This is a genomic window from Desmonostoc muscorum LEGE 12446, from assembly GCF_015207005.2.
Taxonomy (GTDB): domain Bacteria; phylum Cyanobacteriota; class Cyanobacteriia; order Cyanobacteriales; family Nostocaceae; genus Nostoc; species Nostoc muscorum.
Genome location: NZ_JADEXS020000001.1, coordinates 1,166,455 through 1,192,551 on the forward strand (window position 1 = coordinate 1,166,455; position 26,097 = coordinate 1,192,551).

At 43.4% G+C, this 26,097-nt stretch carries 25 protein-coding genes; 15 read left to right on the forward strand and 10 right to left on the reverse strand.

Annotated elements, in window-relative coordinates:
• The first annotated feature begins 104 nt into the window (after nt 1–104).
• The gene (locus IQ276_RS04975; RefSeq protein ID WP_193919359.1) at nt 105–818 is read left to right on the forward strand and encodes an LmeA family phospholipid-binding protein; all 714 of its coding nucleotides are present in this window, start codon (nt 105–107) and stop codon (nt 816–818) included.
• Nucleotides 819–1,028: 210 nt separating this feature from the next.
• Here IQ276_RS04975 and IQ276_RS04980 read toward each other — a convergent pair whose 3' ends face one another.
• Together IQ276_RS04980 and cbiT are read right to left on the reverse strand one after the other, a co-directional pair.
• Complete coding sequence (locus IQ276_RS04980; RefSeq protein WP_190876228.1) at nt 1,029–1,919, reverse strand: phosphatidate cytidylyltransferase; 891 nt, start codon at nt 1,917–1,919, stop codon at nt 1,029–1,031.
• Between the two features lie 114 nt (nt 1,920–2,033).
• The gene (gene cbiT / locus IQ276_RS04985; RefSeq protein WP_235115443.1) at nt 2,034–2,636 is read right to left on the reverse strand and encodes a precorrin-6Y C5,15-methyltransferase subunit CbiT; all 603 of its coding nucleotides are present in this window, start codon (nt 2,634–2,636) and stop codon (nt 2,034–2,036) included.
• A 95-nt stretch (nt 2,637–2,731) separates the two neighbouring features.
• On the opposite strand from cbiT, the gene IQ276_RS04990 reads away from it, so the two are divergent.
• The 3 genes from IQ276_RS04990 (at nt 2,732) to tatA (ending at nt 5,014) form a co-directional block, all read left to right on the forward strand.
• Nucleotides 2,732–4,156 carry a serine/threonine protein kinase gene (locus tag IQ276_RS04990; RefSeq protein WP_193919928.1) on the forward strand — a complete coding sequence of 475 codons (1,425 nt, stop codon included), beginning with the start codon at nt 2,732–2,734 and terminating at the stop codon, nt 4,154–4,156.
• A 127-nt stretch (nt 4,157–4,283) separates the two neighbouring features.
• The gene (locus IQ276_RS04995; RefSeq protein WP_193919930.1) at nt 4,284–4,619 is read left to right on the forward strand and encodes a hypothetical protein; all 336 of its coding nucleotides are present in this window, start codon (nt 4,284–4,286) and stop codon (nt 4,617–4,619) included.
• A gap of 221 nt (nt 4,620–4,840) precedes the next feature.
• Nucleotides 4,841–5,014, forward strand: a complete 174-nt coding sequence (tatA, locus tag IQ276_RS05000) for a twin-arginine translocase TatA/TatE family subunit (RefSeq protein WP_190876231.1) — start codon at nt 4,841–4,843, stop codon at nt 5,012–5,014.
• A 270-nt stretch (nt 5,015–5,284) separates the two neighbouring features.
• On the opposite strand, the gene cphA is transcribed toward tatA, so the two are convergent.
• Entirely contained in the window at nt 5,285–7,990 is a 2,706-nt protein-coding gene (gene cphA / locus IQ276_RS05005; protein ID WP_193919932.1) for a cyanophycin synthetase, read from the reverse strand.
• A gap of 428 nt (nt 7,991–8,418) precedes the next feature.
• Nucleotides 8,419–9,282, reverse strand: coding sequence for a cyanophycinase (locus IQ276_RS05010; RefSeq protein ID WP_073641765.1), 864 nt, complete (start codon nt 9,280–9,282; stop codon nt 8,419–8,421).
• Between the two features lie 730 nt (nt 9,283–10,012).
• Here IQ276_RS05010 and trmD point away from each other — a divergent pair.
• Nucleotides 10,013–10,714, forward strand: a complete 702-nt coding sequence (gene trmD, locus IQ276_RS05015) for a tRNA (guanosine(37)-N1)-methyltransferase TrmD (protein WP_190876233.1) — start codon at nt 10,013–10,015, stop codon at nt 10,712–10,714.
• 119 nt (nt 10,715–10,833) lie between these two features.
• Nucleotides 10,834–11,316 carry a 2-C-methyl-D-erythritol 2,4-cyclodiphosphate synthase gene (gene ispF / locus IQ276_RS05020; protein WP_193924685.1) on the forward strand — a complete coding sequence of 161 codons (483 nt, stop codon included), beginning with the start codon at nt 10,834–10,836 and terminating at the stop codon, nt 11,314–11,316.
• 34 nt (nt 11,317–11,350) lie between these two features.
• Here ispF and IQ276_RS05025 read toward each other — a convergent pair whose 3' ends face one another.
• The 3 genes from IQ276_RS05025 to IQ276_RS05035 form a co-directional block, all read right to left on the reverse strand.
• Nucleotides 11,351–12,160, reverse strand: a complete 810-nt coding sequence (locus tag IQ276_RS05025; RefSeq protein ID WP_193924691.1) for an ADYC domain-containing protein — start codon at nt 12,158–12,160, stop codon at nt 11,351–11,353.
• A gap of 429 nt (nt 12,161–12,589) precedes the next feature.
• Nucleotides 12,590–12,781: a hypothetical protein gene (locus IQ276_RS05030; RefSeq protein WP_235115444.1), complete on the reverse strand. Its 192-nt coding sequence runs from the start codon at nt 12,779–12,781 to the stop codon at nt 12,590–12,592.
• A 65-nt stretch (nt 12,782–12,846) separates the two neighbouring features.
• A complete protein-coding gene (locus tag IQ276_RS05035; RefSeq protein ID WP_235115445.1) occupies nt 12,847–13,068 on the reverse strand; it encodes a hypothetical protein in 222 nt (73 codons plus the stop codon).
• 278 nt (nt 13,069–13,346) lie between these two features.
• On the opposite strand from IQ276_RS05035, the gene IQ276_RS05040 reads away from it, so the two are divergent.
• From IQ276_RS05040 to argH, 4 genes are all read left to right on the forward strand, one after another.
• Complete coding sequence (locus IQ276_RS05040) at nt 13,347–15,137, forward strand: ABC transporter substrate-binding protein (RefSeq protein ID WP_235115446.1); 1,791 nt, start codon at nt 13,347–13,349, stop codon at nt 15,135–15,137.
• A gap of 80 nt (nt 15,138–15,217) precedes the next feature.
• Nucleotides 15,218–16,006, forward strand: a complete 789-nt coding sequence (larB, locus tag IQ276_RS05045; protein ID WP_193923977.1) for a nickel pincer cofactor biosynthesis protein LarB — start codon at nt 15,218–15,220, stop codon at nt 16,004–16,006.
• Nucleotides 16,007–16,216: 210 nt separating this feature from the next.
• Nucleotides 16,217–16,423: a hypothetical protein gene (locus tag IQ276_RS05050; protein WP_193923980.1), complete on the forward strand. Its 207-nt coding sequence runs from the start codon at nt 16,217–16,219 to the stop codon at nt 16,421–16,423.
• Nucleotides 16,424–16,511: 88 nt separating this feature from the next.
• Nucleotides 16,512–17,906: an argininosuccinate lyase gene (argH, locus tag IQ276_RS05055; protein WP_193923984.1), complete on the forward strand. Its 1,395-nt coding sequence runs from the start codon at nt 16,512–16,514 to the stop codon at nt 17,904–17,906.
• 331 nt (nt 17,907–18,237) lie between these two features.
• On the opposite strand, the gene IQ276_RS05060 is transcribed toward argH, so the two are convergent.
• On the reverse strand, nt 18,238–18,402 hold the full coding sequence (locus tag IQ276_RS05060; RefSeq protein ID WP_009457656.1) for an Asl3888 family RNA-binding protein: 165 nt from the start codon (nt 18,400–18,402) through the stop codon (nt 18,238–18,240).
• Nucleotides 18,403–19,073: 671 nt separating this feature from the next.
• Between IQ276_RS05060 and IQ276_RS05065 the strand changes: the two genes are divergently transcribed.
• A complete protein-coding gene (locus tag IQ276_RS05065; protein ID WP_193925292.1) occupies nt 19,074–19,568 on the forward strand; it encodes an NUDIX hydrolase in 495 nt (164 codons plus the stop codon).
• A gap of 125 nt (nt 19,569–19,693) precedes the next feature.
• A complete protein-coding gene (locus tag IQ276_RS05070; protein WP_193925295.1) occupies nt 19,694–20,512 on the forward strand; it encodes an alpha/beta fold hydrolase in 819 nt (272 codons plus the stop codon).
• A 68-nt stretch (nt 20,513–20,580) separates the two neighbouring features.
• On the opposite strand, the gene IQ276_RS05075 is transcribed toward IQ276_RS05070, so the two are convergent.
• Nucleotides 20,581–21,405 (reverse strand): pantothenate kinase, encoded by an 825-nt coding sequence (locus tag IQ276_RS05075; RefSeq protein ID WP_235115447.1) that lies wholly within the window; start codon nt 21,403–21,405, stop codon nt 20,581–20,583.
• 106 nt (nt 21,406–21,511) lie between these two features.
• On the opposite strand from IQ276_RS05075, the gene IQ276_RS05080 reads away from it, so the two are divergent.
• Nucleotides 21,512–23,236, forward strand: a complete 1,725-nt coding sequence (locus IQ276_RS05080) for a diflavin flavoprotein (protein ID WP_193919676.1) — start codon at nt 21,512–21,514, stop codon at nt 23,234–23,236.
• A 105-nt stretch (nt 23,237–23,341) separates the two neighbouring features.
• Nucleotides 23,342–25,054 (forward strand): diflavin flavoprotein, encoded by a 1,713-nt coding sequence (locus tag IQ276_RS05085; RefSeq protein ID WP_235115448.1) that lies wholly within the window; start codon nt 23,342–23,344, stop codon nt 25,052–25,054.
• A 173-nt stretch (nt 25,055–25,227) separates the two neighbouring features.
• Here the strand turns inward: IQ276_RS05085 and IQ276_RS05090 are convergent, their stop codons facing one another.
• Nucleotides 25,228–25,452 carry a type II toxin-antitoxin system HicA family toxin gene (locus IQ276_RS05090; protein WP_228043262.1) on the reverse strand — a complete coding sequence of 75 codons (225 nt, stop codon included), beginning with the start codon at nt 25,450–25,452 and terminating at the stop codon, nt 25,228–25,230.
• A 152-nt stretch (nt 25,453–25,604) separates the two neighbouring features.
• Between IQ276_RS05090 and IQ276_RS05095 the strand changes: the two genes are divergently transcribed.
• Entirely contained in the window at nt 25,605–25,988 is a 384-nt protein-coding gene (locus tag IQ276_RS05095) for a nuclear transport factor 2 family protein (protein ID WP_193919680.1), read from the forward strand.
• The last annotated feature ends 109 nt before the right edge of the window (nt 25,989–26,097 follow it).

Consider the following 26,097-nt stretch of genomic DNA (forward strand, 5'->3'; position numbering starts at 1 on the left):
TAAATGATATTTGCATTTTGTAGTGACTAGGCATAAATGTTACATTTAAGCTTTGTTTAAATTCCTCAGTTGTTGAGCAAATACTCATAAACTCCAGTGGTTAGATGTCAGAGCAAAATTCCCAAACAACAAATGTAAACAAAATCCGAATAATTACGCAAGTACTCACAACAGCATTAAAGCTGTGGTTGAGGGCCCAAGTCAGCCAGATATCTGAACTAGAAGTGGAGATTAAAGCCAGCGATCGCCAAATTATCTCTGGACGCATTCCTTCGGTATCTATTTTTGCTACTCATGCAGTTTATCAAGGACTCCTAATTACAGAAATTCAATTAATCGCAGAAAATATTCAGGTCAACATCGGGTCAATACTTAAGGGGCAGCCCTTGCGACTGTTACAAACAGTACCAGTTGTTGGCGATTTGACCATAGACGAGAAAGATCTCAATGCTTCTCTCTCATCTGACTTATTATCGACTGCTTTAAGCGATCTACTGGTTAAGGTTTTACCAACACATTGCCCAAAAACGCAACCCATTAATTGGCAAGAAATTATTCTTGAGAACAACCAAATTATACTGCTCGGTTTTAGAGTCACCAATAGTGAAACAACACCTCTCAAAATCTGTCTGGGCTTGCAGTTACTCAATGGTCATGAGTTGCAACTGACAGATATCCAAATCAAGGATGACCAAAAAGATTTATTCCAGGACAATCATGAGTACAATTTCGATCTTGGCTCAGATGTTGATATCCAAGAATTAACGCTGATCCCAGGCAAGCTAGTGTGTCGTGGGCGGATTAACGTTAACCCGTAAAAGGGACTGGGGATTGGGGATTGGGGATTGGGGATTGGGGAGTGGGGAGTAGGGAGATGGGGTGAATCCAGTTCAGAGGTCGATGAATGAGTCTTTGAGCCTAATACTTCAAATTATTACTCTCCCTCATCTCCCCATCTCCCTACCTCCCTACCTCCCTACTCCCCACTCCCCAATCCCCAGTCCCCAGTCCCCAGTCCCCAATCCCTTTCACCCATCGACGATCAGCGGCAAAAGTAGGGTTACGAAATAGTAAACCAAAGGTGCTGTAAAAATATAACTATCAGTACGGTCTAAAATACCACCGTGGCCAGGGATTAACTGTCCAGAATCCTTGACTCCAGCATCCCGCTTCAGCATAGACTCGGTGAGATCCCCTAAAAGGCTAGCAATACCAATCAGCAAACCCAACGCTAAACCAGTCAACAAAGATCTAGGCAAGTGCAGATAATAGGCTCCAGCTAAAGCTACAGCAACACTGGAAGTAATACCAAACACAGCACCTTCTACGGTTTTTTTCGGACTAATCTCAGACAAACGGGTTTTGCCAAAGAATTTGCCGATTGTGTAAGCACCGATATCGGCTGCCCAAATACATAACAACGTCAGCAGTGTTGCTGTAAAACCTTGTGGTAAAGAGGTAGAATTTGCCTTTTCCCAGAAATCTGCCCAGGTTGTAGGCCAGTAAGCTCCTAAAGGTAGATTGCTAAATGTGGCACTATCAATTGCTCGCAACCGCACCCAATAACTCGGTAAATAGCCTACGTAAAATAGCCCCATAATCGAAGCGGAAATATCGGCGATGGTGGCAAATTTGGGTTGAAACAGCAGGTAAAAACAAATCAGTGTGCCTGCTATTGGCATCACAGCATCAGCTAAACTGCCATCAAGGGTACAAATCACCAGCAAGACTTGGCTCGCAGCCATAGTGGTTTTAGCAGCGGGAGCAATGCCTCTGGCTCGCACCAAATTAAAATATTCCTGTTGACCCAAAAAGACGATAACCGCAAACATGATGGTAAAGTACCAACCCCCTAAAAGGGTCGCACAAAGAGCAAGAGCGATCGCAATAATTCCACTAATAATCCGAGACCAAGGCATAGAAGTACTGGGGACTGGGGATTGGGTATTGGGGATTGGGGATTGGGGATTGGGGATTGGGGATTGGGAAAACTCTTCCGTAATTCCCAGTCCCCAGTTCCTAGTCCCCAGTCCCTAATCCAGTTTCTCACCACTGAGGATAAAAATGGGATCGACGGCGGTAAAGGTTTGAGAAAAGCCGCGCGTTTCTAGGCGGTTAACCGCAGATTGGACGACTTCGATATTTCTAGCCCTTAATAGGGAAAAACTCTGGGAAATAGCATACAGACTTTCTAGATTAGCAGCTGTGGCTACAACCCGACCTGATGGCGGTAAATATTGCCAAGCAGCTTGCAGAATTTCTTGAATGGGGCGTCCTCCCTCAATGCAAACCCGGTGAGGGGTCACCTTGAGATCCTGCAAACACTCTGGGGCGCTACCTTCAATGACTTCGACGTTTTTCACTTCAAAGCGATCGCAGTTACGCTTAATTAGATTAGCTACTTCTTCATCCCTTTCGACAGCGATAATCTTTCCTTTTGGACACAGCAATCCCACTTCTACAGGAATTGTACCCGTCCCAGCACCAATGTCCCACAACACCGAATCTGGTTGTAGCCGCAGTTGAGAAATTAACAACAGTCGGACTTCTCGCTGGCTCAGGGGAATTCCTGGCAAATGCTCGAATAATTCATCGGGAATACCAGGGGTAATATAAGGCCAAAGTTGGGAAGGCATAGAATTACGTGATTATACTAAAGATATTGGCAAACTAAATTGAAAAGCCATAAGCTATGAAGATTTTTCTTTCTTTAGCCTTATAACAAACCATAATGATTGGCGAAATATTAGGCGAACTTTACGAAGTTCAGCAGCTATTAGGAAAAAAAGCAGGGCGGCGGACGCTGTTAGCTCGTGACTTGAAAACTCAGAAATTAGTCGTTATCAAGTTACTCTCTTTTAGTAGTGACTTTGAATGGGATGATCTCAAGCTGTTTGAGCGGGAAGCCCAAACCCTAAAATCTTTATCACATCCCTCTATTCCTGAGTATTTAGACTATTTTGAAGTAAATTTACCTACAATCAAAGGATTTGCTCTAGTACAGAGTTATATCCCAGCACAAACTTTAGAGCAATACTTACAAACTGGGCGGACTTTTACGGAAGCTGAAATCAAACAGATAGCCAAGGCTATTTTAGAAATTCTTATTTACTTACATGGGTTGCATCCGCCTGTAATCCATCGTGATATTAAGCCTAGCAATATTTTATTGGGCGTAGACGCGCCAAGGGCGGCTTACCGGAGGCATCTCTCTGGTAATAATGTCGGTGAAATTTATCTGATAGATTTTGGTTCGGTGCAAACTCTCCTAGCTACAGAAACCGGGACTAGGACTGTGGTGGGAACCTATGGCTATATGCCACAGGAGCAATTTGGTGGGCGCACCGTTCCGGCTTCTGATCTCTATAGTTTAGGCGCGACGTTAATTTATTTGGTGACGGGTACTCACCCAGCGGATTTACCGCAAAAGGATTTTCGCATTCAGTTTGAACAAGTAGCTAATCTCAGTCGGAGTTTGACTCGCACTTTACACTTGATGACTGAACCCACTTTAGAAAAGCGTTTTAGTTCTGCACTTAAAGTACTGAAAGCTTTAAATAAAGTCCAGTTTGAAAACACCACGGCTTTAACTGTTGGCAAACCACCTGGTAGTAAGATTCAACTCACCAAAAATAGGGATTCTGTAGAAATTCTCATTCCACCGGTGGGTTTTCACGTTTCACTATTGTCTACAAGTGTATTTGCGATTACTTGGAATTCGATATTCCTTTTTTTCACAATTTTCGCTATTTTAATCCCTTTTCCTCTCAATCTCTTTTTTGTATTGTTCTCAATTCCTTTTTGTGGTGCTGGTTTTCAAATAGCGTATCCCTTTGTGTTTGCCCTATTCAGACGGGTTCGATTGCGTATCAATCAGCAGCAAATTGTTCTAACCCACGAGTTATTAGGATTTAAATTCCATCGTCCCCGTCCATCGCCGAGAGAAAATATCAGCAAGCTGGTTTACATTCCTAAACACTTTACTCAAGACTCTGATGGAAGTCGCTCAATGGTGTCACCGCAATTAGAAATTTGGGCAGGGATACAAAAGTATCAACTGGGTGGTTTTAATGGTGGGATCAAATCTGAAGCAGAACTGGAATGGCTAGCTCACGAGTTGAAGTCTTGGTTAGGTATTGAGATTACAAGGGAGTAATTCCAGCTGAATTTAGATATATCTCCAGACTCAAGTATCAAAAAATGACTGTGTTATGGTCACGCCTTTTCCTGCAAACTTCATCTTGAGTTTGATATCACTCCCTTTTTGGGGCGCTAGCTTTTTAATGGCAAACACAGTCCTGTTTGCTTTGTTTTTGGGCATCCGTCTACGGATTGATCGCCAACAAATTGCTTTAACCTGGGAAATGTTGGGATTTAAACTCCATCGTCCTCGTCCAGTCGCCAGAAATAATATTACTAAGCTGGTTTACATCCCAAAACACTCTCAAACAGGCTTTCTCGGTGCAAAAATCGAAGTTGCACCCCAACTAACTATTTGGGCAGGAACGCGCAAATATCAGTTGTGTGGTGCAGGTGGTAGTATGAACTCGGAAGCAGAGGTTCAATGGCTGGCTCATGAATTAAGTGATTGGTTAGGTTTATCAATTACCAAAGAATAGAGCGAAAATCGGTAGAAAAAATAGGCAATAGGCAATAGGGTAAATAATAACGTTTCTTGAATTATGCCAAGGTCAACTTTAGTTTTATTTATCAGACTTTAATCATAATAATTATCATTAAAATTACCATAGCAGAAAACAAGAGGCAGTCGTTATGTGATAGTGCCCTCTTTGCCCATGAATGTTTATAGTTAATTACAGATGCTGTAGAGGAAACTTATATGTTTGGACTGGGATTACCGGAAATAAGTGTAATTGCCATAGTAGCTATTTTAATTTTTGGCCCAAAAAAAATTCCGGAATTGGGAACTGCACTGGGTAAAACCCTACGTGGCTTTAAAGAGGAGATGAAAACTCCCAGTGACGAAACCAATCCGGAACAAGATAAACAATAGTCAAGGGTCAAGGGTGAAAATCTTTGAGATGCTTGACCGTGCCAATTTTAGATTTTAGATTTTGGATTTGGGATTATTTCTTTGGTACAAGCCCTGCTCCTTGTGGGCGGAACAAATCTAAAATCCCCAAGCTGTATCCCCAGAGTGGGCACAGTCAATCTAAAAGATGCTCGTTCGCTGAAAGCGTCTCTTAGAGAAGAGAAGGGTTTATGCTGCGCTATCGCAAATCTAAAATCCAAAATTGATTGATTTTTAACCCTTGACTTTTGACTACAGCAATGTATTGACTACAGAAGAAGGTGCAACTCCATTTTGGGAATCAACGATCGCTGTACCAGTATTTTGTTGGTGTGTCTCTTCTTTAACTACACCACGCCCTCTAATTAATTTAATTGCCCGATTCACGCTTTCTGGTAAAATCACCACCAGGCTGTTATCTGGTGCCATGTCTAAGCCTTTGTTAATCGCTTGTGTTTCATCCAAAATTGATTCATAGCGACTCTCAGGCTTAACTTCGTTAATGCCTTGAATTATCAACTGGGCAGCCGATCCCCGTGGCCTTCCCCTCGTGTCATCATCTTCTTTGACGATGATGTAATCAAAAATTTGCGCTGCTAGTTTGCCTAAGGTGACAAAATCTTCATCACGGCGATCGCCAGGACCTCCAATGACGCCAATGCGTTGTCCCGTCGTCCAATTCCGCACAAAAGCGCCCACTGCTTCGTAACTAGCCGCGTTGTGGGCATAGTCTACCAAAGCGTGGTAGCTGCCTAAGTTAAATAAATTCATCCGTCCCGGAGTTTGACTCACGGAAGCCCGGAAGGTCTTCAAACCAGCACGAATCTGTTCAATTGTGACGTTTTGCACGAAGGCTGCCAAACTTGCCGCTAAGGCGTTGGCAATCATAAATGGCGCCCGCCCGCCCATTGTTAAAGGTATATTTTCTGCTCTTTCTATACGGTGTGTCCAATCGCCTTTGACAATGGACAGATAGCCATTTTCATATACCGCTGCGACTCCGCCCTTTTGAATGTGCTTCCGCACCAATTCCGAGTCGGGATTCATGGTGAAGTAAGCAATGTTGGCTTTAGTTTTTTCTGACATGGCGGCGACGCGGCGATCGTCGGCGTTCAGTACTGCATAGCCATCAGGAAATACGGCTTCTGCGACTACGCTCTTGAGGTTAGCTAGCTGGTCGATGGTATCTATATCGCCTATTCCTAAGTGGTCGGCGGCTACATTTAACACTACACCCACATTTGCAGCTTCAAAACCCAGCCCAGAGCGGAGAATCCCACCGCGAGCCGTTTCCAGTACTGCTACTTCCACTGTGGGGTCTTGCAGGATGAGGTGGGCACTTTGGGGGCCTGTGTTATCGCCAGATTCTACTAAGTAATCACCGATATAAGTTCCGTCGGTAGTAGTATAACCTACTACTTTGCCAGTCTGCTTATAAATATGGGCTAGGAGTCGAGTAGTGGTGGTTTTGCCATTGGTACCTGTAACGCTGAGAATCGGAATTTGGCTAGATTGTTCGTTGGGAAACAGCATATCCATTACTGCGCCAGCGACGTTGCGGGGAATGCCAACGCTGGGGGCGACGTGCATCCTAAAACCGGGAGCGGCGTTAACTTCGACAATCACGCCATCTACTTCCCGCAGAGGACGGCTAATATCCGAGGTGACGATATCTAAGCCGGCGATGTCCAAACCGATAATTTTCACTACCCGTTGTGCCAACCAAAGGTTTTCTGGGTGAATTTCGTCGGTACGGTCTACAGCACTACCACCTGTACTCAAGTTTGCCGTTGCCCTCAAATAACAAATAGTGCCCTTGGGTGGCACACTATTTAGGGTATAGCCTTGTCTTTCTAGGAGTTGGTAGCTGGTGCGGTCTAGTTCAATCTTGGTCAGGACGTTATCATGCCCTTCGCCGCGATTTGGATCAAGGTTAGTTTCTTCAATCAATTCGGCGATGGTGGATCTGCCGTTGCCAATGATATGAGCTGGGACGCGTTCGGCTACTGCCACTACTTTGCCATTTACTACCAGTACCCTGTGGTCGCGGCCAACATAATATCTTTCGATAATAATTGAGCGGGAAACTTGTCTAGCAGCTTCATAGGCAGCTTCAGCTTCTTCCCACGTTCTGATATCAATGGTGATACCGCGTCCGTGGTTGCCATCGAGGGGCTTAATAACAATGGGATAGCCACCAACGTATTCAATGGCTTCTTCCAAATCGTCCAAGAAGTTGATCGTTGTGCCTCTGGGTACTGGGGCACCAGCGGCTGCGAGGATGCGTTTGGTGGCTTCTTTGTCGCAAGCTAGTTCTACGCCGAGAATGCTGGTGTTGTCAGTCATTGTTGCCTGCATTCGCTTCTGGTTGACGCCGTAGCCTAGCTGAATCAAAAAGCGGGCTTCCAGAGCCATCCAGGGAATGCCTCTTTTTTCGGCTTCTTTGATGATCGCTTCCGTAGAAGGCCCTAAGGAAGCATCACGGCTGAAGTCTTTCAGGTCTTGGATATCTTGCTCTAGTTCTGCTTTGGGATAGCGACCGCGATCGACGATACTCTGGCACAGCCGCACCGCTGCTCGTCCAGCGTAACGTCCCGCTTCCTCATTCAAGTACTCAATCACTACTTGGTAAATTCCAGGGGTAGCAGTTTCACGAGTGCGGCCAAAGCCGACATGCATTCCCGCTAGTTCTTGGAGTTCTAGTGCTACATGTTCCACGATGTGGCCCATCATCGTGCCTTCTCTCACTCGCATCAGAAAACCACCACGACAGCCAGGGGAACAATAGTGACCCTCCAGACTTGGCAGCGCCTCAACTAATCCTTCGTAAAAGCCAGGGATTTCATTCGAGGGCGTCTCGGCAAGGTTTTCTAAATCGAGGCGCATGACGATCAGCTTGTGGCGTCGAATGCTCCAGTAGTTTGGGCCGCGTAAGGTCTGGATCTTGAGGATTCTCATGGGAATAGGTAGATGGAGATTCGGAACCAAAATTCTAGTTTCTTACTGGAATTGACCGCTAAACTGTTCATCGCAAACAGTTTTTTCTTTTTACATGGTATTCTCATCATTTTTCTACAGCAAAAAATAAATGAGCGGTCAACCAATTTTGGATTTTAGATTGATGATAGCGAAGCTAAGCCGTGTCCGGGAGCGTCTTTTAAATTGAAAGAGACCACAAGGGTACTTAGCTCCTAGAATTATTAGATTTACCATAGCGTAGGTAAGCCGAGTTGGGATAACGCTACGCTGCAAAACGAGCTTTTTTGAGATTTGTTTCGCCGACTTTGTGGCAAACCATAAACCAAAAAGCTGTTTTAATCTAAAATCCCCAATCTTAAATCTAAAATTTCTGGTCAACTCAGTGTAACCTCAGATACTTTATCCCGTCAGCTGGAGATTCGGTGTACAGCAGGCAATACAGTGCGCTGGTACAGGTGGAAGCGATCGCCATAGCTGAGGATATGCAGACGTAAGTTATGCACCGTTAGGGGTTCGTTAGCACCGACATGGGGTTCGTTGGTGTGGGTTAGCTCAGTGGGATCAACAATGGTGACACTGCCTTTACCCATAACTTGTAGCCAGCCATCACGTTCAAACACAGCACAAGTATCTTCGTCAATGCCAATACCCAAGCGATCGGGATGAGCTGCGATCGCACTAATCAGCCGTCCCATCCGATTCCGGTTATGAAAGTGTTGGTCAACAATGACTTCAGGAATAAATCCCAAACCCGTTGCCATATCCACTAAAGAACGATTTGGCGACTCTCCACTACCGCCGCCAGCAATCATATGGTGCCCCATCACTGCTGCTCCGGCACTGGTGCCTGCTAAGGTAAGTTGCCCTGACCTCACCCGCTGCCGGATAATTTCCATCGCTGGCGTATCTGCCAATACGCCACAGAGACGCAGTTGGTCTCCTCCTGTCAAAAATACCCCACTACAGGCTTCTAAGGATGCTTTGATCTGGGAGGCTTCACACTGTTCCCGTTCGCGGATGTCTAAAATCTCTACCTTCTGGGCACCCATTTCTTCAAAAATCCGAATATACCGACCACCGATGATAGCGGGTTCACGAGAGGCAGATGGAATAATTGTAATATAGCCTTTACTAGCACCGGCACGTCCAAAAAAAGTTCTTAGGATGTCGCGCCCGTGAACTTTGTCTTCTGCGCCTCCGATAACTAGAACGGCGGTTTTCGTTGCTTGGGGTGTCCTCATTTCCAGCGATTTAGCTTTTAATTCCGGCATTGTGTTTCTCCTGTCAACAACTTCAGGTGAATTTAAACAAGATCAGAAGCCTGATGATTTTTGCGCTTTGCAACTTTTGAGAGGACACTTTGGTGAAGTTTGGATTCTCCTGGGCTACAGTTCCAAATTCTTGTTTAACGCACACGATGCCTCAGTTTAAACGTGTCCGCTGCCCTGACTCTGCTGCTAGCGCCTTGTTTTTCACCTTTACACTTCCAGACTGGCAAAATAGTCCTTACTTAGTAAGCTAGGGAGGACACTTCTTTGGTGGGGTTGCCCCCCATTTTGGAGCCAGTGCCTTGGAGAGACATTGCGCCCTTGAACTTTCGCAAAGTTGTTCGCCCTTAGCATTCCCAAAGGTTAGCAAGTGCCGTCGGTTTTGCCGACTTGTTTGCCTAGTATTTGAGTCAAGAGAATAAACTGGCATGAAATTGTCAGTTTTCCCCTTTGGCATTGGGGATGAACAGGTAAGACCACGCTTTTTTCTGAGGCTGGCTCGATGCATCCTGAAAGTTGTTAACTTGATATGATTATTAATTTAAATGTAGTTGTGACAACATTTAAACATAAATTAAGTAATTAGAAAAACTTTAGATCCCATCTAAAATCCAAGACTCCTGGTACTTTTAGATACTATTGATAAAGTTTAACTGTAGTTTGACCCAACATTGGCTTCTTGTGTTTGCTAGACATTCAAATTTAAGATTAGTGTCCTTGAATACGAATTACTGTGCGTTTTGATATAGTTACACTTTTTCCTGACTGTTTTCACTCGGTTCTCAACTCTGGGTTGCTGGGTAAAGCTTTAGCCAAACAGATTGCCCAAGTGCATCTGATTAATCCGCGGGACTTTACAACTGACAAGCACCGTAAGGTCGATGATGAACCCTACGGTGGCGGCGTAGGGATGCTAATGAAGCCAGAACCAATCTTCAGTGCTGTGGAGTCGCTGCCGATTCTACCTCGAAGAGAAGTTATTTTGATGAGTCCACAGGGTCAAACAATTAATCAACCTTTGTTGCGAGAATTAGCAACAAATTATGACCAGTTAGTGGTGATTTGTGGGCATTACGAAGGAGTAGATGAGAGGGTGCTGCATTTGGTGACTCGTGAAGTATCTTTAGGAGATTTTATTCTGACTGGTGGCGAAATTCCAGCAATGGCTTTAATTAACGGTGTAGTGCGACTTTTACCAGGAACCGTAGCCAAAACAGAGTCCTTGACAGCAGAAAGTTTTGAGGAGGGGTTATTGGACTATCCCCAATATACTCGCCCAGCAAATTTTCGGGGCTTGAAAGTGCCGGAGGTATTGCTGTCTGGAAATCATGCTGCTATTGCACGCTGGCGTTACGAACAACAAATTCAAAAAACACGCGATCGCCGTCCCGATCTCCTGGAAAAATGGGAGGAGGGGAAGGGGAATGGGGAATGAGGGATGAGGGAGCAGGGGAGGCAGGGGGAGCAGGGGGAAAATAACTCAGCACTCCAATGCCCAATGCCCAATGCCCAATGACAAATGACAAATGACAAATGCCCAATGACAAATGACAAATGACTAAAATTCGTATTGGTAACGGCTACGACATTCACAGACTGGTGAGCGATCGCGCTTTAATTTTAGGAGGAATTCAAATTCCCCATGAACTCGGTTTGTTGGGTCACAGTGACGCTGATGTACTTACCCATGCCATTATGGATGCCATGCTTGGGGCATTATCTTTGGGGGATATTGGTCATTATTTTCCCCCTAGCGATCCCCAATGGGCGGGAGCAGATAGTTTAATACTATTAACTCAAGTAAATCAGCTAATTCTGGAGCAAGGTTGGCAGGTGGGAAATATTGACTCGGTGGTAGTGGCAGAACGTCCCAAATTAAAACCGCATATTCACAAAATGCGCGACAAATTAGCGACAGTTTTAGAATTAGAACCAAACCAAATTGGCATCAAAGCTACCACCAATGAAAAATTAGGTCCTGTTGGACGAGAAGAAGGTATATGTGCTTATGCTGTAGTCTTACTATTGCAAGAATAACGATAGGATGATGTCAAAAAACTCAGAATTTATTCTAGGGTTTTCGCACCAATGAGTCATTAAAAAGTAAAGTACTAGTCCAAGTTTGCTGCGCTTTTTTTGCTGTTTCACAACTACCATTTTCATTCATCCGACCAGTTAGCTTATTCGGGCATTCTTGGCGAATTTCAGATAATTTATCAAACAATCTCGGATGATTAATACAAGTTGCCCCGTCTGTTTGCCAAGCTGCCTCAAAAACCATCTTGTTGCTGGGAGTTGGTTCTTGAATATTTAGCACATCATATACATCAATTAAAATCCCATCTTTAGTGTGAGGTTTACCGTTACCGCAGTAATCAGCACGTACCATGCGAGTACAAGCTTGGTGATAGTCTCGGAGTGGTTTTCCTTGGAAGCTTTTCCAAGGCTTATAGCCAAAGCGAACGCATTTAGCTAACGCACCATTTGTACAACCAAATGTGAAAATATCAGTTGATTCTATATGTTTTCCGGTTTCATCCCACGAACCTGAAAGTGAAATAGCCTTAGCAACTTTGTTGACATCGGGCTGACATAAGTTTTTCCATTGAAAATCAGTTTGATCTTGATAGAAAACAGTATAAAGATATATCTCTTTGTCTGGATCTTTTGGATCTAGTTCTACATCTTTAATTTGAAATTTCTGTTTTCTTCCCTGTTCATCAAATGCTGTTAACTCTAACCCTTTTAAATCTTTACCTTTAATAATGACAGTTTTTTCACTAGCCTTTGATGGTTTTGGCTGTGGTTGAAGAATTTTCCCACAGCTTAGAAGCGATATTAATAAGACGATAATTAGACTAGCTATAAGTAGTTTTTTCATAGCTTGAATGCTCCAATAAAGAACATTCTGATTTATACCAAATAAATAAACCTTTAAGCAGTTCCACATAAAAATTGCACATTGACCGGAGGCGGAGCTTCTCCGGCTCCGCTCGATTAGACTGTTGACCGTTGAACGCCAGTTGCTTCAACGGGGGGAACCCCCGCAACGCACTGGCTCCCGTTGACAGTCAACAGTTAACAGTCAACGACCACCACGAGTAGTTATGCAATTTAGACGTGCATTACCTTATCTGTTAAAACAGTTATCTGAGAAATAAAAAATTAAATAAAATTAGACACAAACCCTTTTAACCTACAGTTTCACAGAGGATAAAAGGGTGTGCCGTTAATTATATGAGACTGATATCAAATCTTATTTTCGTGGGTAAAATGCTACTAATTTGGGGTTTAAACCCTACAATAGCAGCTATTTCACCTCAACCCTCCGTACAGCTACCAACTGTCCACCTTCAACTTTGAGGCTTTGCAGTTGGGTTCCTTGCAAGGTCAAACCGTTTATAGTGGTGCCGTTTGAAGCAATTCTAGCATTAGCTACTCCACAAAAACCTATAGTAGACAATGCAGCGGTGATGCCAATCGCTAAAAGGTTTTTTTTCATAAGAAAGTTAGCCTCCAACAGTTTTTATGTAATTATAAATTGGGGCCTAAACCCTAGAATAACAGCTATTTAGCCTCAACCCTTTTTACAGCTACCAACTGTCCACCTTCAACTTTGAGGCTTTGCAGTTGGGTTCTTTGTAAGGTAAAACCGTTTATACTAGAGCCGTTTATACTGACACCGTTTATACTAATGCCGTTACTGATTATTCTACCATTAGCTACTCCACAAAAAGCTATAGTAGACAATGCACTGGTGACGCCAATCGCTAAAAGGTGTTTTTTCATAAAAAATTAGCCTCCAAGAGCTTTTCTGTGATCATTAATATCAGAGTTATTCAGCAATGTATAATTTTAATATAAAAATTTACATATATTACATATATTATTTATTTAGAATTATTGGATAAATATTTGCTATTTGTACTTCCCCTAAATCACTTTCGCAAACAGGCGGTATCGATGACCCGGATCTTTGTTAACATTTCAAATAATAATAACTTACGTTCCGCCTACACCTTATAGCATTGCCACTAATTAGACAAAATTACAATAGATTTAATTCTATGAAATCACCATCCATCTTTTTTACAATTAAGCGCTTTTGGTTGTCAATAATTCTGACTTCAGCAATAGCATTTTTAGTTACCGCCTGCAACCCCGGCAACTTCAAAACCCCAGCTGCTCAAGTGCCACAAATCGTTAGCGCAGTTTTGAGTGAGCCTTCAACTTTTAATTATGCTTTGAATGAGTCAGCATACAGCGTTTTTGGCTTCCTCTATGATTCATTAATTAATGAAAATCCCATAACCACAAAACTAGAACCTGGTTTAGCAGAATCTTGGGAAGTTTCTGAAGATGCACAGCGGGTTGTAATTACCCTGCGAGAAGGAATTAAGTGGTCAGATGGTAAGCCAATGACTACTGATGATGTTGTCTTTACTTATAACGAAATCTACCTCAATCCGAAAATTCCTACTTCTTTAAAAGATGCTTTAAGAGTTGGCGAAAAGGGCACTTTACCAAAGGTGAATAAAATCGATGAGCGTCGAGTTGAATTCACCATACAAGAACCGTTTGCTCCTTTTTTAAGATATGTAGGTGGTATCCCAATTATGCCAGCCCACGTTCTACAGGAAGCGATTCGCACAACTGAATCTGGTGGAAATCCTAAGTTTATTTCAATGTGGGGAACAGGCACCGATCCAAAACAAATTGTTGGTAACGGTCCTTATGTAATGGAAAGTTATGTTCCCAGTCAGCGAGTTATATTTCGACGCAATCCATACTACTGGCGCAAAGATGCTCAGGGGAATCCTCAGCCTTATATTGAGCGTATTGTTTGGCAAATTATTGAATCCACTGAAAACCAATTGATTAGTTTTCGCTCTGGACAATTAGATGATTTAGAAATTCCTCCTGAAGGTTTTAGTTTGCTGAAACGAGAAGAAAAACGAGCGAAGTTTAAAATTTATAATGGTGGACCAGATACAAGTACAACTTTTATTTCTTTTAATCTCAATAAAGCTAAGAATTCTCAGGGGAATTTTTTAGTAGATCCCATCAAATCCCGCTGGTTTAATCAAAAGGAATTCAGACAGGCTATAGCCTATGCACTAGACCGCGAAACAATGAAAATAAATGCTTACCGAGGATTGGGTGAGTTACAAAATTCATTTGTTTATGTGAAAAGTCCCTACTTTCTTCCTCCAGAAAAAGGGTTAAGGGTATATAATTATGAACCCGAAAAATCGAAAAAATTACTGTTAGATGCTGGGTTTAAATATAATGCCCAAAATCAACTTTTAGATGCTGATGGCAACCGAGTTAGATTTACACTCTTGACGAATTCCGAAAGAAAAGTCAGAGGAGATATGGCAGCTCAAATTCAACGAGATCTTGCGAAAATTGGGATTCAGGTTGATTTGCAAATCCTCAGTTTCAATTCTTATTTAGAAAAACTGAAAGTTACACAAAATTGGGATTGTTACCTTGGAGGCTTTGCTGGAGGCGGTGTTGAACCCCACGGTGCTAGCAATATCTGGAGAATTGCTGGTGCATCTCACGCATTTAATCAAGGGGCACAACCTGGAGATCCGCCGCTAACTGGTTGGGAAGTTTCTGATTGGGAAAAACAAATTGATAGCCTTTATATTAAAGGCGCACAGGTATTAGATGAAAACAAGCGGAAAGAAATTTACTACGAATATCAGCGCATCGCTTCAGAACAGTTGCCGTTTATTCATTTGGTGGAAAGATTGAATTTGCAAGGAGTCCGCGATCGCTTCCAAGGCATTCAGTATACTGCTCTTGGTGGGCCATTCTGGAACCTCTACGAACTGAAAGTAACCGATTAGTAATGGGGCATGGCGCATTGGGCATTAATTATTTGCAAAGGACTAATGACTAATGACTAATGACAAAGGACTAATGACCGATGACCGATGAAAAATCTTTGCGATCGCTCTTAGAAGCAGTTGCCAATGGTAAAGTCTCCCCAGATATAGCTTTAGACTCTCTCAAAGACTTAACCTATGAAAGTGTGGGTGAGTTTGCCAAAATTGACCACCATCGCCAGTTAAGAACTGGTTTCCCAGAGGTGATTTGGGGCCCTGGGAAAACACCCGATCAAATTGCTCAAATTATCGAGGTGATGCGCCTCCGCAACCCAGTTGTGATGGCGACTCGCATTGAAGCAGCAGTTTATGGCGCACTGCAAGCAAAAGTTACTGGTTTGCGATATTACGAATTGGCGCGAATTTGTGCGATCGCTCCTCCTACCATCGAACCACAATTTCAGGGCGAAATCGGCATTCTTTCTGCTGGCACCGCCGATTTAGCCGTTGCTGAAGAAGCCGCTGTCACCGCTGAACTTTCTGGTTTTCGGGTACAGCGCCTTTGGGATGTGGGCGTTGCAGGGATTCACCGCTTATTAAGTAATCGTCACTTCATCGATTCAGCATCGGTGTTGATTGTCGTAGCGGGGATGGAAGGCGCTTTACCCAGCGTTGTTGCTGGTTTAGCCAATTGTCCCGTGATTGCTGTACCCACCAGCATCGGTTATGGCGCAAGTTTTGGCGGTTTAGCACCACTCTTGACAATGCTCAACTCTTGTGCAGCGGGAGTAGGTGTAGTGAATATCGATAATGGTTTTGGCGCAGCAGTTTTGGCAGGGCAAATTTTGCGGACAGCCGAGAAATTGCGGTTGGCATCGCCTGAATCTTGAGTTAAGACATTAAAGTCATACCCAAGATTTCAGTATTTACAGCAGAATTCAGAATTCAGAATACAGAATTCAGGAGTAAAACACGCTTTATACCTGGGTAACAGACGAATCGTTGTGTATTTCACTTTCCTTGAAATCTGCTGTATCAGTAATTTTTTCATAAATAAACTGAGACTGAAATTTGCTACCCGAACTTCTCAATCACCAAATATGAGCCATTACAGCGATTTTATATCTCAGTTTCTTTGGCATTTGCCTGTAAATTCGACAGTACTAGCACAAACAATTACTGACCCAGACTTGATGGGTCAGATGCAAAAAGCTTGGAACCATTTTATACAAACAGGTCAAGTTTGGGCATTGTTGATTGGTTTAGTCATTGGCTATATCATTCGGAATCTAACTAGCTACGGTTAAAGTAATTTTAGATTTTGGATTTTAAATTTTAGATTAATCCAAAATCTAAAATCTAAAATCCAAAATTAATGCCCAATCCCTCATATCTATGACTAAAGAACAAACTTGGAGTCAGCGGTTTGAATCAGCATTACATCCAGCGATCGCTCGTTTTAATGCCAGTATAAATTTTGATATTGAATTAATAGAATATGACTTGACTGGTTCTCAAGCTCATGCCAAGATGCTAGCTCACACGGGCATTATCTCCAAAGAAGAAGGTGAGCAACTAGTTGCAGGCTTAGAAGAAGTTCGCCAAGAGTACCGCCAGGGAAAATTTCAGCCTGGTGTGGATGCTGAGGATGTGCATTTTGCAGTTGAACGACGATTGACGGAAATTGTCGGTGATGTGGGTAAAAAACTGCATACAGCGCGATCGCGTAATGACCAAGTTGGCACTGATACCAGACTCTACCTGCGTGACCAAATCCAACAAATCAAAAATAAATTGCGGGAATTTCAAGGCATTCTGCTAAATATAGCCGAAAAACACGTTGAAACTTTAATTCCTGGCTATACTCACCTGCAACGCGCCCAGCCTGTGAGTTTAGCTCACCATCTCCTGGCATACTTTCAAATGGCGCAACGGGACTGGGAACGCCTCAGTGATGTTTCTCGCCGGGTGAATATTTCACCTTTGGGGTGTGGTGCTTTAGCCGGAACTACTTTCCCCATTGACCGCCATTACACAGCCAAACTATTGAATTTTGACAAAATTTATGCTAACAGCCTCGATGGAGTGAGCGATCGCGATTTTGCGATCGAATTCTTGTGTGCTGCTAGCATAATCATGGTTCACCTCAGCCGCCTTGCAGAAGAAGTCATTCTTTGGTCATCTGAAGAATTTCGCTTTGTCACCCTCAAAGATAGCTGTGCAACTGGTTCCAGTATCATGCCCCAAAAGAAAAATCCCGATGTCCCAGAATTGGTGCGGGGAAAAACAGGGCGTGTATTCGGTCATCTCCAGGCAATGTTGGTGATTATGAAAGGGTTACCCCTGGCGTATAACAAAGACCTGCAAGAAGATAAAGAAGGTTTATTTGATAGCGTCAACACAGTCAAAGCCTCTCTAGAAGCAATGACAATTTTGCTAGGGGAAGGCTTGGAATTTCGTACCCACCGCTTAGCCGAAGCCGTAACCGAAGATTTTTCCAATGCCACCGATGTCGCAGATTATCTAGCAGCACGGGGTGTCCCTTTCCGAGAAGCTTACAATCTCGTGGGTAAAGTCGTAAAAACCAGTATTGCCGCAGGTAAACTCCTGAAAGATTTGACATTGGACGAGTGGCAACAACTACATCCAGCATTTGCCGCAGATATTTATCAGGCCATATCCCCCCGCCAAGTCGTGGCTGCCCGCAACAGTTACGGCGGCACCGGCTTTGCACAAGTAAATGAAGCACTCATAGCCGCCCGCGCTGAAATTGGGGAAGAGAGGGAGTAGGGAGTGGGGAGTGGGGAGTGGGGACGCGGGGACGCGGCGAGATGAGGGAGATGAGGGAGATGGGGGAGATGAGGGAGATGGGGGAGTGTGGGGAGATTAGAAAAAAGCTTCCCACACCTCCCCATGCCCCAATACAGTTCAGTTAAGCCCAAAACCCTCATGTAGAGACGCGATTCATCGCGTCTTCAAGACCAATATTCTACGTCAATAACCCTTAACCCAAGCGTATTGCCCCATGCCCCATGCCCCATGCCCCAAAATAATTGAGGGCGTACAAGTGTACGCCCCCAAATTCTAAAAGACTTAAAAAGTAAGTATATTAACAGGCAACTTACTCAGCATCAATTGCTGCTGCGCCCTCATCTTCCTCACTCTTCGGTGGTCTTTGTTGGAACCTTCTTTGCATTCTTCCTGTGGTAGTCCGTTTACGAAACTTCCGGGCATATGCCTGGTTCCGTAGCGCCTTTTCTTTTTTCGGGTTACGGCGCTTAGCCATGTTCACCTCATTAATAAACAACAAAAAAATCGCAACTAGGCATGACGTAGGCAATATCAGCTACTAATGTTATTGATATACTTGTAGCCTAGTGACTAATCTATACGCTTTAAACAGTGTTCTAGTCTACCGCATTCAACCTTCTTATGTCAATAAGAATATTGGATTATCTGGCTGGCAGCCTAGATAAAAAATATCGTTTCTGAGATTCAAATATCTCAAATATATGTAGATTAGCTAATTAGTTGTTGTTTTTGGAAAAAAACTAATATTATTTATTCAGCAAAAAGTTTAATTAGGCTTAGTTGAGTAATATAGCAATTCTAAATGATTGGTCATTTGTCCTCTCTTACAAAGTTCTGTTCGCTCTTAGCGTTGGCGAAGCGCCGGAAGCCGGCGCTCAGACTTTGCGCTTTGTTATTAGTTATTGGTCATTACTGAATAAACAAAGGACAAAGAACTAATGACTAATAACAAATATTATGTATATATAAATACAGTGCTTCTGAAGGAAACTTGATGTTAGAATTGGGAGTGTTCTACGTAAATCGTGGGAATAAAATCTCAACCCACAAACATTTTTGTATAAAACAAAACTCAACCTAATTTTCATTAGTTGAGCCTATGTAAGTGGTAGAGAAATATTAAATACAACACATTAATTTTGAAGATTGAACGTTATTGCTTTTTTTCCTTCAGCTGTACAGTCCACACGTAACTTATGGCGTATTGGACAAACAGTATTGGGTATTATATTTCGTCATCCCATTACTGGCACTAGTATCATCCCAATTTTACCTGATGGTCGGATCGTACTGATCCGGCGGCGCGACAATGGCCTTTGGTCATTACCTGGAGGTATTGTGGATTGGGGAGAAGATGTTCCCAACACAGTCCGCCGGGAATTGATGGAGGAAACTGGACTCGAATTAGTGAAAATTAACCGTTTAGTAGGGGTTTACTCCTCGCCAGACCGCGATCCTAGAATGCATTCAATTTGTGTTGTGGTTGAAGCTGAGGTACGTGGGACAATGGAAGTTAAAGATGTTTTGGAAGTGATGGAAATCCAAGCTTTCGATCTCAACTTTCTACCTCCAGGACAGATGTCTCACGACCATACTCGACAGTTGCAAGACTACTTGAATGGCTTGACAACATTGGCATAATAATATTTTGTTATTAGTTATTTGTCATTTGTCATTTGTCCTTTGTTTATTCACGAACGATTAATGACTAATGACCAATGACTAATGACTATTTATTATGGTGCAAGGTTAACTACTAAATTAAAATGGATACACTATTCCGTAACTCCCGAAGAAAGCTTTCTCAAGGGCTATTATTTTGGCGTGAAGCAGGTGCAGAAATTCCTGTAATTTTTTTACATGGTGCTTGGAGTGATAGCAGTCAATGGTTATCTGTGATGGAGTCCCTTGCAGAGAATTTCCATTGCTTTGCACCTGATTTGTTAGGCTTTGGTGAGTCGGAGAATCCTAATATTCATCATTCGATTGATTTACAAGTCGAGTGTTTAGCTGAGTTCTTGCAAGCTGTCAAGCTAGAAAAAGTTTATTTAGTGGGGCATTCTCTTGGGGCTTGGATTGCTTCTAGCTATGCCCTAAAGTATCCAGAGAAAGTTAATGGTATGGTACTGTTAGCACCTGAGGGTGTAGAGATAGCAGGGCAAGAAGAGTATTGTCGGAAGATGCGGCGATTATTAAATTATCCGCCCTTAGTGATTAAATTATTGCGATCGCTAATTACCTTAACTAAAATCCTGGGTTGGCATGAAAAAATTACACAGGATTTGCAATTACGTCAGGATTTGTTGCGTTACCCGATAGCTTGTCAGTTGCTTTTCAAACGCCGACAAGCAGAAATTGAGGCGGAATTATTACAAAAACGGCTTTACGCGATCGAAGTCCCAGTGTTAATTTTACAAGGTGGCCTTGATACACCAGATGCTTTAGCCAAGAGTCAAGTTTATGCTCAACTAACTCCAAAAGTCGAGTTGAAAATGATTGCCCATGCCGGAAATGACTTAGCACAATCTTGTGCCGGGGATGTAGCGATGGATATTCGAGAGTTTGTTGAAGGGAATTGGGCATAGGGCATTGGGCATTGGGCATTGGAGATATGCGAGTTACGTATTTTAAAAAAGTGTGAAAGTTCCTATTGCTATTTCTGATTACCCATCAATATTTCTCGCATTCCCCAAAAAATTAAATTTTGTTCCATAATTAAATGTGTTGCAATGTCGGGATATAAGGCTTGCAGAGAGTTTAATACTAAAGTGCGATCGCCACCTTTAATTGCAATTTTTCCATCAGGGAATAAATTGCACCACGCTTGAATAAAATCTTTAATTCCAGCTACGAAAGTGTAAATTACACCACTTTGGATTGCCTCTGTTGTATTGAGTGCAAAACGTGGTGGTATAGATGCAAGATTTTGAATTTCAACTAATGGTAATTGTCCTGTTTGTTGACTGAGAGTTGCAAATTGCAAGCCTAATCCCGGCAGAATCGCACCTCCGACTAAACACTGATTAACATCCGCAGCCGTAAAAGTTAGCGCTGTTCCTGCATCAATCACCAACATTGGAAAACCCCAAGTTTTCCCCGCACCCCACAAAGCTAAAGCACGGTCGATTCCTAATGTGGGATACACACCTTGGAGTGGTATTTGGTCTAAGGTAATAACGCGAACGTTGGGATAACTTTGCCAAATAGCTGTTTGGCTGGGAACTACGGAGGCGAGGAAAAGAGGGCAGGGGGGCAGGGGAGCAGAGGGGCAGAGGGGGGGAAATTGTTTCTTTGATAAATCATCTAGGGTTTGAGATTTAGCCAATTGCTGTATAACAGACTCAGCTAGATGGTCAGTATCCCAAGCACAATCTAGAGTTTCACCCTTAAATAACGCCCAGTGCAACCGAGAATTTCCGATCTCCAAAGCTAGCCAAATATTCTCTCCGTGTTCTCTGTGCCTCTGTGGTTCGATCATTTGATTTTTCTTAACATGAATATAAATTTTTTAATAAAAATTTACATATAACACGTGTCACAATAAGACAAGAGGAATAAATACTCAATTTGTCAAGGAGGGGGTTATGGTAGCGCTCACCGAAAAAACTGAAAAACGGCTCACCATACAGACTGTAGAGATTGCTCAAGATACAACGGCAATTCGATCGCTGGATTGGGATCGCGATCGCTTTGATATTGAGTTCGGTCTGCAAAACGGTACTACATATAACTCGTTTCTCATACGGGGAGAGCAAACTGCCTTAGTCGATACTTCCCACGAAAAATTTCGTCAACTATATTTTGATACACTTACGGGACTAATCAACCCCAAAGAAATAGATTATTTGATTATCAGTCACACCGAGCCAGACCACAGCGGCTTAGTGAAAGATTTGCTGCAAATGGCTCCAGATATTACGGTTGTTGCTTCTAAGGTAGCAATTCAGTTTTTGGAAGATTTGGTACATCAGCCATTTAAACGGCGGATTGTGAAAAATGGCGATCGCTTAGATTTGGGTAACGGTCATGAATTTGAATTCGTGATTGCACCAAATTTACATTGGCCGGACACCATCTTCAGCTTCGACCACAAAACCAAAATTCTCTTCACATGCGATGCTTTCGGCATGCATTATTGTTCCGATAGCACCTTCGACGAAGACTTAAAAACTCTGGAAGCCGATTTTAAATATTACTACGAATGTTTGATGGGGCCAAACGCCCGGTCAGTTCTGTCTGCCCTCAAACGGATGGGGGAATTAAAAACCATCGGTATGATTGCCACTGGTCACGGGCCGTTATTATCTCACAATGTTGACGAACTAGTTGGACGTTACCGCACTTGGAGCCAAACCCAAGCCAAGCCAGAAACAACCATTGGGATATTTTACGTTTCTGAATACGGTTATAGCGATCGCCTCGCCCAAGCAATTGCCAACGGGATCGCTAAAACTGGTGTCGCCGTGGAAATCGTCGATTTGGGATCGGAAGTAGATTTACAAGAGTTGCGGGAACTAGTAGGCCGCTGTACTGGATTGGTTGTTGGTTTACCTCCGGCTTCCGGCGCTGCTAGCATCCAAGCTGCACTCAGCACAGTTTTAGGATCTGCCAAAGAAAAGCAAGCCATCGGCGTATTTGAAAGTGGCGGCGGCGATGATGAACCGATAGATCCTTTGGTGAGTAAATTCCGGAATTTGGGTTTGACAACGGTTTTTCCAGCAATTCGGATTAAACAAACACCCACAGAAAACATCTACAAACTGTGTGAAGAAGCGGGTACAGACTTAGGACAATGGGTAACACGCGATCGCAGCATCAAAGCGATGAAATCTCTTGGTGCGGACTTAGACAAAGCACTAGGCAGAATTAGCGGCGGATTATATATTATCACTGCCAAAAAAGGCGATGTTTCCAGTGCGATGTTAGCTTCATGGGTTGCTCAAGCCAGCTTCAAACCCTTGGGATTTTCCATTGCAGTCGCCAAAGACAGAGCAATTGAATCACTCATGCAAGTAGGCGATCGCTTTGTCCTCAACGTCTTAGAAGAAGGCAATTTTCAACCATTGATGAAGCACTTTTTGAAACGGTTCGCCCCTGGTGCCGATCGCTTTGAAGGAGTCAGAACCCAGCCAGCCGAAAACGGTGCCCCCATCCTCACCGACGCCCTTGCCTACATGGAGTGCGAAGTCGTCAGCAGAATGGACTGCGGCGACCACTGGGCAGTATACAGCACCGTCTACGCCGGACGAGTTTCTAAGCCAGATACCCTGACTGCTGTGCATCATCGGAAAGTTGGAAACCATTACTAGGGACTGGGGATTAGGGATTGGGAATTGGGTATAACAAAGAACTTCCCAGTCCCCAGTCCCCAGTACCCAGTACCCAGTACCCAGTACCCAATCCCCAATAAAGCTATGTCAACAAACAAACCCCGTGACGTTCAAGTTTTCCCCATTGCTACAGATACAAAAATATTGCGATCGCGCAGTTGGTCAAGGCTGAGATTTGAAATAGAATATGCTCTGGCTAAGGGTACAACTGCTAATTCTTATTTAATTGAAAGCGATAAAAATGCTCTGATTGACCCTCCTGGGGAAACGTTTACAGAAATTTATTTAGCAGCGTTGCAGCAGCGTTTTGATGTTACAAAACTAGATTATGTAATTTTGGGACATGTCAATCCCAATCGGGCTGCAACTTTAAAAGCTTTACTAGAAATTGCGCCACAAATCACCTTTGTCTGTTCTAATCCAGGGGCGATAAATTTACGCGGGGCGCTGGAAAATCCAGATTTGCAAATTCTGGTGATGCGGGGAGAAGAAACTCTCGATTTGGGCAATGGGCATAATTTACAATTTATTCCTACACCCAATCCTCGTTATGCAGACCACCTTTGCACTTACGATCCGCAAACAGAAATTCTCTACTCAGATAAGTTATTTGGGGCGCATGTTTGCGGAGATCAGGTATTTGATGAAGGCTGGGAAATTTATAACGAAGACCGGCGCTATTATTTTGATTGCCTCATGGCTCCCCACGCCCGTCAAGTTGAAACGGCGTTAGAGAAACTTGCAGATTTGCCCGTGCGAATGTACGCCACTGGACATGGTGCTTTGGTGCGCTACGGCTTAATCGAACTGACCAAATCTTACCGGCAATGGAGCCAGCAACAAACTTCTGCTGACTTGACAGTAGCATTGATTTATGCATCAGCCTATGGAAATACAGCCACCTTAGCCCAAGCGATCGCTCGTGGCATCACTAAAGCTGGCGTCGCTGTAGAATCCATTAACTGCGAATTCACCGACCCAGAAGATATCCGTGTTGCTGTGGAAAAATCCGCTGGTTTTATCATGGGTTCTCCTACCCTTGGCGGTCATGCACCCACACCCGTACAAACAGCTTTAGGAATTGTCCTAGCCACAGCTACGAATAATAAACTTGCTGGTGTGTTTGGTTCCTTTGGCTGGAGTGGTGAAGCGGTTGATTTAATTGAAGGCAAATTGAAAGATGCTGGTTATCGGTTTGGTTTTGATACCATCCGCGTCAAATTTAAACCCGACGACGCTACCTTGCAATTGTGCGAACAAGCCGGCACTGACTTTGCCCAAACATTGAAAAAAGCTAAAAAAGTGCGATCGCAAAGTCTTCCCGCCACCACTGTTGAACAAGCAGTTGGGCGAATTGTCGGTTCACTGTGCGTTCTCACAGCCAAACAAGACGATATATCCAGCGCCATGTTAGCTTCTTGGGTGTCTCAGGCTAGCTTTAGTCCTCCTGGTTTAACCATCGCCGTTGCCAAAGACCGCGCCGTAGAAAGTTTGACACATTCAGGAAATAAATTTGTCCTGAATATCCTCAAAGAAGGCAATCACTTGGGGTTGATGAAGCACTTCCTCAAACCCTTTGGCCCAGGACAAGACCGATTTGCCGATGTCGCCGCAGAAGTTGCTGAAAACGGTTCTCCCATACTGACGGACGCTTTAGCATATCTCGAATGTTCTGTAAAAAATCGGATGGAATCTGGCGACCATTGGCTGGTTTATGCGACTGTCGATAATGGCAAATTGTTAGATAATGAGGGCGTCACAGCCGTGCATCATCGCAAGTCGGCAACTCATTATTAATTGGGAATGGGGCATAAGGCATTGGGCATTGGGCAAAACAGTTCGGAGTTCCGAGTTTTGAGTTAAGAAGTGAGGTTTCCCACTGCTCCTTATCCCTTTGTCTCCCACTCTCTTACTCCCTAATCGCCAATCCTCTTTCTACAACTAAAGTTTCGTGTACGGAATGCAGCCTTTCAGATTTGCTCATAAGCAGCCGAAAAATCCTCTCTTGAGATACTCGCTTGACTACAGATGGATCTCAACGTCGAACCTTTAATTTGAGAGTGCTTAGGCATAGTTAGTGGGGTTTTTGTTCCATCTCCGTTTTCTCGCTCCATAACAATATGTTGTCGCTCCCGAATAACAGTAAATCCAAGAAATTCTAATGTCTTAATTACTTTTGCTTCAGGGACTACCAATAAAAAAAATATTCCATGTTGAGGAGCGCAAAAAATTCCCCCACTGACACCAGACTTTATTATTGAACTCTAAGTTGAGGAATTCATTATATTACTGAGAATGCTAAGTTTGAGGGTATCTGTCACCATACAATTTAGTCTTGTAAGGCATTATGAAAGCAGACTATTTAGAGGAATCACTTTTCCGTAAGTTGGAGGAGCGTTTGCTTCAACCAGATATCCGAAAGTCAGCTAAAGATGTCATGGACTTACTTGCTGACGAATTCATTGAATTCGGAAGTTCAGGGCGTGTTTTTGATAGACAGCAAATTATCAAGAGTTTGGAGAATGAACCCATCGAACCTCTGACTCAAAGATCGATAACAGAATTCAAAACGTTAGTATTAGCAACAGGGATTGTTTTAGTAACTTATCGTGTAGTCAGACATGTATCTGGCGAAAAACCTGTTCATTCGCTGCGAAGTTCCATCTGGAAATTGATCGATAATCGGTGGAAAATGATCTTTCATCAGGGCACTCTGGTTAAAGAATCATAGGCATCGCATAACAACCCCAATGCACCCAACCGTATAAAGCTGATCTGTGAGTGTTCAAGGTTACTAGCAGCGGGTGATTGCCAAGATTAGCTAGCATTGCTGGTTGGGT